General features: G+C 31.0%; 14 protein-coding genes. 11 read left to right on the top strand and 3 right to left on the bottom strand.

The window, feature by feature from the left end; translation table 11 throughout:
- Positions 1-33: 33 nt before the first annotated feature.
- The 10 genes from bhDAH_RS06160 (at position 34) to bhDAH_RS06115 (ending at position 8483) form a co-directional block, all read left to right on the top strand.
- Positions 34-1110 (top strand): DUF787 family protein, encoded by a 1077-nt coding sequence (locus bhDAH_RS06160; protein WP_020732426.1) that lies wholly within the window; start codon positions 34-36, stop codon positions 1108-1110.
- Positions 1110-1529, top strand: coding sequence for a DUF1463 family protein (locus bhDAH_RS06155; RefSeq protein WP_020732425.1), 420 nt, complete (start codon positions 1110-1112; stop codon positions 1527-1529). The genes bhDAH_RS06160 and bhDAH_RS06155 overlap by 1 nt, the downstream gene beginning before the upstream one ends.
- 4 nt (positions 1530-1533) lie before the next feature.
- Positions 1534-1947 (top strand): DUF1473 family protein, encoded by a 414-nt coding sequence (locus bhDAH_RS06150; RefSeq protein ID WP_020732424.1) that lies wholly within the window; start codon positions 1534-1536, stop codon positions 1945-1947.
- A gap of 52 nt (positions 1948-1999) precedes the next feature.
- Positions 2000-2212 (top strand): DUF1322 family protein, encoded by a 213-nt coding sequence (locus bhDAH_RS06145; protein WP_020732423.1) that lies wholly within the window; start codon positions 2000-2002, stop codon positions 2210-2212.
- Between the two features lie 12 nt (positions 2213-2224).
- Positions 2225-3658, top strand: coding sequence for a hypothetical protein (locus bhDAH_RS06140; RefSeq protein ID WP_062705869.1), 1434 nt, complete (start codon positions 2225-2227; stop codon positions 3656-3658).
- Positions 3659-3680: 22 nt separating this feature from the next.
- Positions 3681-4241, top strand: a complete 561-nt coding sequence (locus tag bhDAH_RS06135; protein ID WP_020732421.1) for a DUF792 family protein — start codon at positions 3681-3683, stop codon at positions 4239-4241.
- Positions 4242-4280: 39 nt separating this feature from the next.
- Complete coding sequence (locus bhDAH_RS06130) at positions 4281-5342, top strand: hypothetical protein (protein ID WP_020732420.1); 1062 nt, start codon at positions 4281-4283, stop codon at positions 5340-5342.
- Positions 5343-5441: 99 nt separating this feature from the next.
- On the top strand, positions 5442-6362 hold the full coding sequence (locus bhDAH_RS06125; RefSeq protein ID WP_020732419.1) for a DUF693 family protein: 921 nt from the start codon (positions 5442-5444) through the stop codon (positions 6360-6362).
- 4 nt (positions 6363-6366) lie between these two features.
- Positions 6367-6984 (top strand): DUF777 family protein, encoded by a 618-nt coding sequence (locus bhDAH_RS06120; RefSeq protein ID WP_062705966.1) that lies wholly within the window; start codon positions 6367-6369, stop codon positions 6982-6984.
- A gap of 902 nt (positions 6985-7886) precedes the next feature.
- Positions 7887-8483 carry a BTA121 domain-containing protein surface lipoprotein gene (locus bhDAH_RS06115; protein ID WP_226285704.1) on the top strand — a complete coding sequence of 199 codons (597 nt, stop codon included), beginning with the start codon at positions 7887-7889 and terminating at the stop codon, positions 8481-8483.
- A 138-nt stretch (positions 8484-8621) separates the two neighbouring features.
- Here the strand turns inward: bhDAH_RS06115 and bhDAH_RS06110 are convergent, their stop codons facing one another.
- The 3 genes from bhDAH_RS06110 to bhDAH_RS06100 all read right to left on the bottom strand — a co-directional run bounded on the left by bhDAH_RS06110 (position 8622) and on the right by bhDAH_RS06100 (position 11640).
- Positions 8622-9509, bottom strand: coding sequence for a BB0158 famile outer surface lipoprotein (locus bhDAH_RS06110; protein ID WP_062705865.1), 888 nt, complete (start codon positions 9507-9509; stop codon positions 8622-8624).
- Between the two features lie 173 nt (positions 9510-9682).
- The gene (locus bhDAH_RS06105; protein WP_020732415.1) at positions 9683-10498 is read right to left on the bottom strand and encodes a BB0158 famile outer surface lipoprotein; all 816 of its coding nucleotides are present in this window, start codon (positions 10496-10498) and stop codon (positions 9683-9685) included.
- A gap of 299 nt (positions 10499-10797) precedes the next feature.
- Positions 10798-11640, bottom strand: a complete 843-nt coding sequence (locus tag bhDAH_RS06100; RefSeq protein WP_062705862.1) for a S2/P23 family protein — start codon at positions 11638-11640, stop codon at positions 10798-10800.
- Positions 11641-12043: 403 nt separating this feature from the next.
- Here bhDAH_RS06100 and thyX point away from each other — a divergent pair, with 403 nt between their 5' ends.
- A complete protein-coding gene (gene thyX, locus bhDAH_RS06095) occupies positions 12044-12862 on the top strand; it encodes an FAD-dependent thymidylate synthase (protein ID WP_025400302.1) in 819 nt (272 codons plus the stop codon).
- The last annotated feature ends 25 nt before the right edge of the window (positions 12863-12887 follow it).

Genomic DNA, 12887 nt, shown 5'->3' with positions numbered 1-12887 from the left:
AATGAAAAATTAAATTTAAAAATAGGAGATAACATGCCACAAGATACAATTAATGTTAATTTAATTGAAGATACAGTTAAATTAGATAGCATTGGTTATTATAATCCTTTGCTTATTTATAAGAGCGACGTTTTAAGTGAGGGACATTTTGTTTTAAGTGTTGCGTCTTTTAAAGAGACTTTAGAATCTATTGAAGTTAAGGGAGAGTTTAAGAGTGATGAAGATAAGATTAAATTAGCTACTACTCAGCGTGAGTTTTTATCAAAAAGTTTTAGTGATTTTTTTAGTGAAGATGGACTTAAGTCTTTTAATTTTTCTATTTATAAAGATAAAAAGTTCATAGTTCAATTTTTAAAGAAAAATATACATCCATTTGTGGTATTTGTAGAGCCAGTAAGAGAAATGTTTAAAGCTGATTATGATGCTGTAAAGGGTTTTTCGAAATTTGTATTATTCTCAACTAAATTTCATAGGCTGCCTGAGTTTTTAGAGGCTATTCCTGTAAGTCAGAGGGATGGGGCCATTTTTATGTATGATAGTGGTAATGATAATTTGCATCTTAAGTTTGCAGCTAAATATTTGCATGAAGCTAGTATTTTTCATGCAACTAATCCTTATGGGATTACATTAAGATCAAAACCAATTTATGATGCGACTTTAATTAATGATTTAAGACGGGATAATATTAATTTTTATTCTCTTCTTAATGAGACGGGCCATGATGGGGTTTTAGCTTTCAAAGAAGGGGTAGACTGTTCAGGTAGTCCAATTGATGAGGCATTTACGTATTATCTTTTAAAAAATGAATCAACACGTGAACTTATTCGTATTTGGAACAGAAATAATAGACAAAATAGTAAGCTTAGCCAATTAAAATTTGCTGATGGGAGACCTAATGCTTATACAGCAGGTCTTGAATGTTTATTTAAAGAATTTAAAGAAAGGGGACTTATTGTATCTTTTGGTGACATTAAATTTGGACTAAAGGCAGATAATGTTTTGGGTTTAAGTTTATCCATTCGTATTAAATACAATGATAGCTTCAAGAGTGTGGTTTTAAACATAAGTAGTGATGATATTAATGATTATTTAAGAAGGGAGGCTGATTAATGAAGGATTATTATTCATTAGATTTAGTATTTTTTAGTTTTGCAGGTATGCTCATAGATAGGGGGAAGTTACAATATTCAACCTCTCCAAATGTGATGGCAACTGCTAGTACTGAGGAGAGGAATATTCCAATTCCAAGTTTCAGGGATCCTAGGACTATTACGCATATATTCAATCTAGAGATTACCAAAGGCTCATTTGATTATAAGGTTTTAACTAAACTTAGCAATGAGCAGTTTTATTCTTCGACGTCGAAAAAAGATAAACTTAAACCATTAGTATTTAATGATCAGATGGGACTTAAGATTGTATCTAATAGTGCATTTTTTTCTGAGGTGCCAAGTCGTAGTTATACAAGTAATAGTGATGCTGTCAATTTTGTAATTCATGCAATCAATTGTGAGATTGAAAGGGGTTAGGCTTGTGAGATATAAATTAAAGATTTTAACTAAATTTCAGACTTATGGATATATTTTAAGGGATATTTCTATGTATGATTGGGATTCTATTTTAGGATTTGATGCTAGTCAAGAAACTTTAAGACGAGAACTTAATAGTTTACCTGTGCTTAAGAGAATAAGCTCTTTAATGATATCGCAGTCTTTTTTTGATGAATTTTACGAAATCATTAGTACTAACAGGGAGCATTCATTTTTATATAAATATCAGCTTCCCACTATTTTCTTTGCTGTTCAGTATTCTTTGGTAGAAAAACTTGCAGGACTTAAAGAGCCCAGTTTAGTTTATGTTGAGAGTTCTCAAGATGCTAATGGGACTTTTATTAAATATCCGCATATTGATGATAGGTGGAATTACAAAGACTTGGTATCTGGGTAGTGTTGGGTTTGAATTAATTTAAACTTATAGACTAAATTTTTAAGGACAGTTTATGAATCGTAGTGCAATTTTAAATGAATATTTTGATTATTTGAAGTATTTAAGAAGTGAGACTTGCAAATATTATTTCCCCGTTTTAATGGGAGTTTGCACTTTGGATGAGGTTAAGCGATTTAAATACGCTGAACTTTTAGAAATTAATAAAATTGCTAATTTCAAGCTTAAAAAGGAAATGTATGAAAATTTTTTGATTTCAAGTTTATAGGAGATTTTGTATATGAATTTAGGTAAATTTGCTCGTGCAAAGCAGGATATATTCTTTAAGCCCAATTTGGGTGGTGATGCTGGTAGTGATTTAGGTAGTGATGCTGGTGAGTTAGCTGGTAGTGATTTGGGTAGGAATTTAAATAGTACTCTAGATGAACTTTTAGATGAACTTAAATTAAAGGTTGCAGGTAGTAGTGAGTTTCTAGAGAAACAGATGGCTTCTCTTGAAGTTGAGCCTGAAGTAGTTAGTGGTTTGCAGGATATTTTAAATAATAATTTTATGAGTGATAAATTTAGAGTTGAGTTACCAGGTATTGATGTTGATTTGCAAGAAGTTGATGTTCCTAAAGATTTTATGCAAGCTTTAAACTTTAAAGGAAGTGAAGATTTGAAATTAGATGGTAATTCAATTAAACTGATGTTTTCAGATTTAATGTCTTTTAAGCTTCAAAAGCCTGCAAGTATGTCAAGTTTTCCTTTATCTGGTGATGGTTCAAACTTAAGTTCAAATTTAAGTTCAAACTTAAGTTCAAATTTAAATTTAAATACAAGTATTCTAGGTTCAAATATTTTTAAATCTAAGAGTAATTTAGATTCTCTAGTAGTTCCTAATAATTTGGGGTATTTGGGAGGTAATGTTGCTTGTGGAATTAATGATGTAACTTATAGTGATTTTGAGAGTAGAGGAATTGAAAGTACGCTTGCAAGAACAGGTAAATTTGATACTCAAGTAGATATGAATGATTTTATTCGTAAGACTTGTGGTTTTAAATCATTATTACCAGAGAGTACTCCTGAGGCACTCTTTGATGCAGTTAAACTTGCAAGTGATTTAAAGGGAAGCAGCAGGCAGTTTGATTCTAATGATGATGCTGTATCTGTTGTTTATGATTTATTAAAAAAAGATGAGGGGAATTTATCTTCGACTGATTTAACTCATATAAAAGATATAAAAGAAAACCTTTCTGGGGTTTTAGGTACGGGAATGAGTGGGGGATTAAAGCAGCGTCTTTGGGATGTGCTTTTAAATTCAGGATTAGGTTCAGGTTCAAACTTAAGTGCAGGTGGTTCAGGTCTAGGTTCAAATTTAAATTCAAATTTAAATTCAGGATTAGGTTCAGGATTAAGTTCAAACTTAAATTCAAACTTAAGTGATGCTCGTTCAGGGTCAATTACAAGCGATTTCAAACCAAACAGTTTTGGACCTATTAATGATGTGGGTGGTGATGATATACATATGCTATTAGAAGAGGTTAGAGACTTTTTAAGTTGGGCTTGTCGCATAGATTTAGATAAGAGTATTGTAGAACCTTTAGGTTTTTATTTTACTAATATGGAGAGTGCTATTAATGCTTTAGCAGACGCTATAAACATGCAAGGTGTTTCTTCGCAAAATAATATGAGTGATTATAAGATGGGCAGCGAAATTTCACGAATGCCTTAAAGAGTTTTAAAGGATATTTAATATGTTCGAAGATGTAACATTACTTATTAGGGAGGTTGTAAATCACGTTTTAAGTCTCTCAAGTTCATCAAATTTTATTGCGATTTTTCCTCGACCTGATTTTAAGGGACTTGCATATTTGCCGCAAGTATTTTTCATATTTCCAAAATTGGGAGCAATTGAGGAAAATTTAAGTAGTATCAGTAGTCAGCGAGCCATTATTAATCTTAATACCAGGCGTAGTGAATTTGTAAGTTATAATGTTACGGCAAATCCTGAGATAATTAGTATTTCTAATGCGATTTTATCTGCTATTTATGATAAAATTTTAATCGAGAATTTAAAGACAACGCCTTTTGCAAATAGTGCTTTAGAGTTTGATTCTAATTTTATAAAGATGCAGTTTAGGGAAAAATTTAAAGCTGGTATTTATTATACCATTTATGGTCCTTCAATAGGATTTCATGAAACGGCCATTATCAATTCTTTAAAAATCAAGAGTACGTCGTTTATTGACGAGCTTGATATTAGTTTACAAATTAAAATAGTAAAAACTTTTAATTTTTTTACATATAAAGGTTAGAATATAAGTATATAGTAATTTATATTTAGGAGAATGTTTATGGTTAAATTCAGGTATATTGTATTATTATTTTCATTATTTTCATTATTTTTATTTTTTAATCTTGGTGCAGCACCTTTAAGGCCTTTTGATTTTGCCAATTGGAATTTTGAGCAAGATATTGAGGAAGCTTATGAAGCAAGTTATGAGGTTGTGGATGATGTTTTAGTTAATGTTGATGATCCGACTAAAAATGGGAAGTCAAAAAAAATTTTACAAAGAATAGCAGAGCTTGAAGGTTATTATAAGTGTCTTGTAAATATGATACGGGATGATTTGTTTTTGCAGGTAGAAGATGAATTTTTAAGAGAATATGGCCAGTATTTTGATGATGATGTTTTTACCGAGACTGATAATAGGTTTAAAGAAACAATAGAAATCCCTATGGAAAATGCATTTGGCAAGTATAGACATAGAGTTTTAAGTTTTAGTAATAAGACTTGGATTAAAAATCCGGATTATACCAAGTTATTCATTAAGCTGCAGCTTAGAGAGATTGATTTTGTGGAGAGTTATGTTAAACAAAAACTTGGTGTAAAATTAGGTGTTTCAAATGGCAGTTCAAGTGGTCAAAGACAGTCAAGTCAAAGACAGTCAAGTCAAAGACCGCCAAGTCAAAGACAATCAAGTCAAGGCAGCAAGGATAGATATGACTTTAAAAGAGGCGTTACAAGGAATGGTTATGAGAGACCTGAGAGCCAAAGACAAGTAAGCGAGAGATCAAGTGACATGGTTAGGGGCAGTGATGAACAGGCAGAGAGACGACCTATGGTTGGGGATAATGATGAGAGTTTGGGACGTCAAAGACCGGGGGGGCAAAGACCGGCGGCAAGTCAAAGGTTGCGAGTAAGACCAAGTGAGGCTAGGCAAGAAAATAGTAGACCAAGAAGTACCACTAGACCAAGTGGCGTTAAACAAGGTAATATTAGGCCAAGCAGTACCAGACCAAGTCGTAGAAGACCAGGAAGTGATATAAGACCAAATTTTGTAAGACCTATTGTTAGGCCGCTTGGTGAGAAGCCTGTTAATTTTAGATCAGGGTATTCAGACGGGGATAATTAATGTTATTATGCTTATAATTAGTATTTAGTTTAGGTTTTAGATATGAGTATTGAGTTATTGTAAGTGTTGCTCTTTAATTTGGAGCAGATATAGGAAGTTATGATATTATTTCAATATGACTTTAAAATAGAGTTTTATGGTGCTAGTAGTGATATTAGGTATCAGAAACCCAAGCTTGTAGTAGAGACAAAGCAAGGGGCGCCTATTATTAATATTGTAATTAGTAATGAGTATTCCCTTGCAAGCTCGCTTCAATGTAAAAAAGCACGATTGCAGTTATTTAATATGCCTTTGAATTTTAATAAGTCTTTAAAGCAGGGAGATATTGCTAGAATATACTATAAGAAGTTTGCCCATGAGGGTGATTTGGATTATAGGTTTATTATGATTGGATACTTGGGTGCTCCTGTGGATTTTGATTTTGAGAATGGTGATTTTATTTGTCAGTATGAGGTTTATCTGCTATCAAGCGATACTTTTTTTGATAAAAAACTTGATACTAAGAATTACATTGGAAGATCTATAGAGGAAGCAATAAATTTGGCGTTCCCAGGGCAAGCCATTATTGGTATGAGCAGTCAAGATCGGAAGCAGATAATAAGTGAGAGTTTTTATGCCTCTACTTTAAGAGAGTTTATAGAAAAACTTATTGGGAAATATGTACATTTAATTTTTGTTGATGTTGGTGAATTGGATTTTAAAGTTGATGCCAAATTTGTTTTCATTAATTTCGATAGACCAGTCGGGCAGAGAGTTTATAAAAGACTTGAGGATTTTGCACTTTTATTTATTCCACAAAGAGAGGTGAGATTTGTAGGAAAATCAACCATTAATTTTTGGAATGCTACACTTTTCTTTACAGATAAGATTAAAGTTGGAGATGGGGTTGAGTTTATAGATAGGCATGGGGGAGTTATTAGGGCTATTGTGCAAGAGATTGGTGCGAGTTTAAGCAATGTAGGTGACTGTACATTAAAATTAAGGCTTTATGATGAATCTAATATTTTATGGATGGGGTAAATTTATGAAGGAAGCTTATGAAATTGCTAGAAGGTTGGGGAATTTAGGTGATGATTTAGCATTAGAGATGGTTAAGAAATGTTTGCGTGATAATGTATTTATTTGTCGAATTGGAGTTATTAAGGAATTTGATTTTGAAACCCAAGAAGGAATTGTTTTAATTGAAGAGTATGAGGACTTAAATATTAAAAGTCGTAATATTTCATGCTTACGACTTGAGCTTAAGGAAGGTGATAGGGTAATCTTGCTTCAAAGCAGTATTAATATCTTTGATGAGAGAGATAATAATTATTTTGATAAACATTATTTTTATATTTTAAATGCAGTAAATCGTAAGTATGCAGGCATTAATGTAGATAAGTTTAGCCTCAGTTCAAAGGAACTTGATATTTTAAGTGATGATGTTTCTTTTAGTTCTAAGAATGTGATATGTGAGGGTGATCATACCAAGATTTCTGTTAAATCTATAGTTATTGAGGCTGATAGCATTCAGATTAAGGGTAATTTATACATTAATGGCAAATTATTTGAAAGTCATACACATGGTGTTGGCAGCATAACTTATGTGAATGCCAGTGGGGCCCCTACTATTGCAACGGGAAATACTTCGGGTGTGACTTAAATCTACTTGCAAGGGGTGCTTGGAGATCTAAAAGATTGAAGATCTAAGAGATGTAAAACGTATTCTGTTTTTGAGTTTTATAACTGTTGCGCTGGGCGATTAAGCCTAAGGATAAGTCTAAGGCTTAATTTAAATATTGTTTTATGCTGAGGCACTCTTAATAATTATTCTGTTGAGTACATAGTTATAGAGTTTGTTTAAGACGTTAATAAAGAAGAGGCTATGTAAATATGAACTAGCAGGATTATTCAATAAATCCAATTATTATGATATTTATTATTTTAAAGTACTTAAGTTTTAATATTTTCATTTCTTACAGTCCTTTAGACCTGTAACGTGATTTTTGCTGTCTGAGAATTCACTTTTAAGACAATTATAAATGTCTTAAGCCAAGTAAGTTAGTACATTTGTCTTTATATTGTTTGCAGCTATCAATCTTTTCAACTGTTTTTGTGAAAGTATGCTTTAAAGAGTTAGCTTTAAAGAGTTAAACTTTTTTTGCTCATCAGAAGTTAAGATAACCGGTGTCTTTGTGTTAGCAGTCTCATTCTTTTGCACATTATCAATTGTATTTTGCTGTATTTATTTTTAAATTTGCAGTTGTTTTATAAGGTTTACAGTAGATTAATTAGTAGCATTGTGGTTAGTGCGCAAGTAATATCAATTTGTTTAAAACCCCTTAAACTTAGGTGTTTGTTTAAGTAATGTAAGAGATTTTTATTTTATTTTTATTTATGTTTTAGTACCATTTGTCTTTGTATTTATTGTCTAAATTTAAGAGATTATTTTAATTTGATTTATAAATAGTATTTTATCATTATTATATAACAAATAAAGTTATTATTTTTGATTTTAATTAATGATTAATGAGGTATCTTTTATGGTAAGAGGAGGCATAAAAGATGGAGGTTATTAAGGCTTACAAACTTTTGATCTTGCTAATAGTTTTATTTTGTTGTTGTGATGATGAGGAATATGTCAATAATTTGGGGGTAGGTTATGATTTTGATGATATTGCCAGCAGTGACCTTGATATTGGTCTTGCCTTTGACCATCCTTCATTAGAAAATTTAATTGTGAATTTTAATCTATCAGGAGAAGAGAGAATAGCAGTTAGATTTTTAAGAAGCGCATTAACAGATCCTACAATTGCAGAAGGTGCGGGTATACGTACTTACAGTGATGATGAGTTTTATGAGTTTTTAGTTATTCTTGGTGCTTCTAAGACTAGAGAGGCAATTGCTGATATAGTTGTAACATTAAGAGTACGAGATGAAATTTTAAAGGCTATATATGAGTTTGCAGGTGGGGATTCTCAAAGAGATACTTTTGAAGTACAACTTGATGTTAAGGAGAGAGAATATTTAAAAACTTTGAAAATTGCTTGTGGTAGTGATAATGGTTATAAGGGAGCATATATGGCACTTAAGTTATCCGATTGTTCAGAAATATTTATACCACTTAAAAGACAAGTATATGATGTTTTGCATAAATATTAGATTGCATTTTGTATTGACGTTTTTGTAAGATAATCCTTAAATTTGTTATCCCTGAATGTAAGATTATTAAAGTTAAATTTAAAATTTAATAAAATTTAATAAGACTTTAAGTAGCATTAGGTTAAGTTATTGCCAATGTTATTCATCCTTAACAGGAGCTTGCAATGTGGGATGCACATTAGTTATTCCCTTGTGTCTTAATAAGGTTGTTTTTATAAATTCATTAAATACTTTGCTACTTAGAAGTATTTGGTAAGTTTTCTCTTGATTGGTAGTTTTGTCTTTGATGGTGATTTCTGCTTGCAGGCTTTCCCATTGTTTATTTTTAAAAAGATCCGCAAAAATAGATATTAACTGCACATTTCCAGTTACTCTAGGTTGGCTTATTGTGGGCATGTTGAGTATGCCATAAAGGTGCACGTCTTCACCCCCATAAGATTTAATTTTGTATTTTGCTGCTCTTAAAATTGAATTCCTAACTTCATCATAAAATGTTTGAATTATTGAAATGGCATTGGGATCGTATGTTTTCTTGCCAAGATCTAATTCTAGGCCTGGGTGATTTGTTAATTTAAATGAGACTACTTCAATGTTGCTATCAAAGATTTCAATTAATATGAGTGGTGTAATATTTGCATTGTATCCATCATTATATTTAATAGGTGCTATTGCATATGAATATTTAAGCTTGTTCTTTAATTCTGGTATTGGGGTTTTATCTTTGCCCACAATGGTTTTGCTTTTAATTTTAATCCAAGTAATTCCACAAACTTGAACTTTACATTTTTGTGGGAAGTGTGGTGGTTGCAGACAAATATTATTTAAATAATCTTCAAATAATTCAAATAAGCGGTGTTTGCTATGTATTCGTTCTCTCTTAATAGGCTTTGGATTTTGGGTGTGGGTTAAATCGGTCTCATATTCTCTCTCATCAATATCTTCTTCATTTTCTTTAATGGGTGTTTTATTGCCTTGAAATAAGTGACAGGTTATAAATAGTGGCAATAAAATAAGTATCTTGCGCATTATGCATCCTTTCAAATAAAATTTTTATAGTTAATGTTTGCCACTCTTCCTTAAGTAATTTAGATTATGAATATATGTCAATTACTTAAATAGTTAAATCAAATAATAATATTAATTATATTTAATGTCTATAAGTAATACGATTTAAATGATTTTTTGCAATATTAGCACTCTTAATTAACGGGTGCTCTAAATTGATCATTTGCAGTGAGTGTTCCTGGATGCCTTGCTATTATTGATTTTAGGAATGTATTAAATAATTCGCTGTCTAGAAGTATTGTGTAAGTGTTTGTTTGATTAATTCTGTCATCGTGAATGGTTATTTCCCCTTCCATAAAGCTCCATTGACCATCCTTGTAAAGATTAGCAAAAGCATTAATTAGATCTTTCCCTCCATTTGGAGCTGATGCTACTAGTTGGCCACAAATAAATACAGAGTGATATCCTAATGCTTTAATTGATTTTTCTAGTTGGTTAGCTACATTGTTTCTTATGCTTTGCATGCTTCCTTCTCTAAAATCCAGATTTAGGTTTTTGTAATCTGTTAATTTAAATGAAAGCACTTTAATATTACTAACCACGCTTTCAAATAATATTAAAGGCATGACGTATTTGGTATATTCTTGATGGCTTTGAATAGGTGCTACGGCGTATGAGTATTTAAGTTTACCTTGTAGTCTTGATGATGGTCTTGTATCTGGTCCAATAATATTTTGTGGGTTAGTTTTTGCCCAAGTAATTTGGCATATAGACTTATCCCAATACCAGTGAATCACGCTTAAGCATACATCCAAAATACCCTCAGATATGCTCATTGGAGCTGGTTGATATTGATATTCTTTTGTAATTCCATTTGCGTTGAACTTAGGTTTATTAATTAATCTATAAGTGTGTCTAGGGCTTTTACCCTGACTTTGAAGTCTTAAATTATCATCATGTTGTATGTGGCATGTTATGAAGATTGGTAATAAAATAATTATATTTCTCATCTTTTACCCCTTTGATTTTTTAGGATACATTATTAAATTTTTTTACCGACTTATATAATATAAATTATTTTGAGCTATAAAACAAATTTATTTAAATTTTTTTAAATAAATTTTTAATAACAAATTAATTTCTAAATAATGTTTAAGGTTATTCAAGTTTGTTAAAAATTATTGCAGATTCATTACTTAAGGTAAAACTTTAAGTAAGTATGTTTAAACTTGCCTTTAGCCTTAAGTAATGAGTAAGTAATGAATGTAAACTTAACCGTTATTTAGCAATTTAATTTTTTAATTGTGTTTTAATCATTAATTGGAACTCTAAATTTGGTATTTGCAGTTGTGGCGCCTTGATGTGCTGATATAACTGTTTTCATAAATTCGTTAAATAATTTACCACTTAAGAGTATGTTATGAGTTGTCTCTGTGTTTGTTTGGTCTTTAACTTTTATTTCTGCTTGCATAAAGTTCCATTTGCCATTTGCGTAAAGAGCTGCAAAAGCAGATATTAATTCATCCCCACCAGTTGGGTTTAGTGCATTTAGTATTCCATAAGGGTATACATTTTTATATCCCGCCTCAGATGATTTTTCTACCTTAGGTATGCCTTGTGTAAGTCCACCTAAAACGCTCTTATTATTGAAGTCTAGGCTTGTATGATTTGTTAGCTTAAATGAGGTTACTTCAATATTCTCATCCATGCTTTCAAATAATATTAAAGGCATAACGTAATTGCTGTATGCATTATTATACTTGATGGGTGATACTGAATATGAGTATCTAAGCTTATTTTTTAATGCATCTAGTGGTTTTTCATCTTGCCCAATAATGTCTTTGGCTTTAATTTTCGTCCAAGTGATATGACATTTTTTTGGACAGCTACACCACCAGCACATTAGACACATGCATTTTTCAGTAGTACCTTCAAGTATTTCAAATTTTGAATATTCTTTTATTAATGCTGCATGCTCTGCGTCTTTATCACTTAAAAGCTTTTTTGCTCTCTCTTCATCACTTAAGAGATCTTCTTGTATATCTTTGTGCATAAGTGCTTGTTGAGCTTTAATTTTGATATTTGCAATATCATCACTATTTAAGAAACAACAAGTTATAAATAACGGTAATAAAATAATTATTTTTCTCAAGTTTTAACCTCCCAAGTGTAGAAGTGTATAGCTAAAAATCGTATTTGCCATTTATTATTGAGTTTATTATTCTAATTTATTTGTAGTTAAGTACATAGATATTGCTTAAAAATGCTTATTTAATAATCGATAGTTTTATGTTAACATTTATTTTATTAACTTTTATTTGAGTTTTGGTTTTAATTTTTATTAAGGAGAAGTTAAGTTATCTATAATAAGATGAGTTGTTTAATAGTCAAGATATTTATAGAATAATATAAAATATTGTGGAATAATTGTGATATTATTCTAAAGTCGTATACAGATTTTACTTTTTGTTTACGATATCTGTAGGCTACCAGAAAGCTCTGGTGGGGATTTACAATAATTTTAGATAGAAATTTTAATTAATTAGGACGGGTATATGCACGATCATGTAAAGGCAGCAGAAGAGATATTGGACAAGGAATATAAGGTTTTAGATAAGGGATTCTTAAGGCTTATTGATTATATGGGCAGCGATGAGCGCATTGTAAATGCTGCTAGGGTTTCTTATAGGGATTCTAAAGCGAAAAGAGATAGTGCCGGTCTTATTGACTATTTGATTCGAAATGAACATACAAGTCCACTTGAGCAAGTAGTTTTGACTTTTCATGTTAAAGCTCCAATATTTGTTGCAAGGCAATGGATGAGACATAGAACATCAAGAATTAATGAAGTCTCAGGGCGTTATAGCCTTATGAGGGAAGAATTTTATGTTCCTTTAAGGGAAGATATTAAGAGGCAAAGCACTCTAAATAAACAGGGTCGTTCAGATGAGGATGTTGAAGCTGATATTGCTTTGTCCTTTTTAAGTGGTCTAGATGAGAGTTATAAGCATTCTTATAAGATTTATGATGATATGATCAAGGGAGATGTCTCAAGAGAGCTTGCAAGAATAACTTTGCCTTTAAGTTTATATACAGAATGGTACTGGCAGATTGATTTAAATAATTTGTTTCGTTTTATTAAACTTAGATCATCAGGGCATGCACAAAAAGAAATAAGAGAATACGCTAAGATTATATTAGACATTGTGGAGTTAGTTGCACCATTAGCAACAGCTAGTTTTAAAAGGCATATTTTAGGGGGTGTTATGCTTTCAAGTGAAGAGGTATGTGAGATTCGCAAGGTATTAGATTTAACTAAAATTAATTTACCTGAAAAACTTTTAAATCGGTTAAAAGAAAAACTTAATTTATAATTTACAATTTTAATTTTATTAGGAA

Source organism: Borrelia hermsii DAH (assembly GCF_023035675.1).
Lineage (GTDB): Bacteria > Spirochaetota > Spirochaetia > Borreliales > Borreliaceae > Borrelia > Borrelia hermsii.
The sequence above is the reverse complement of the archived record's forward strand: the minus strand, read 5'-3'. Positions and strand labels throughout refer to the sequence as shown.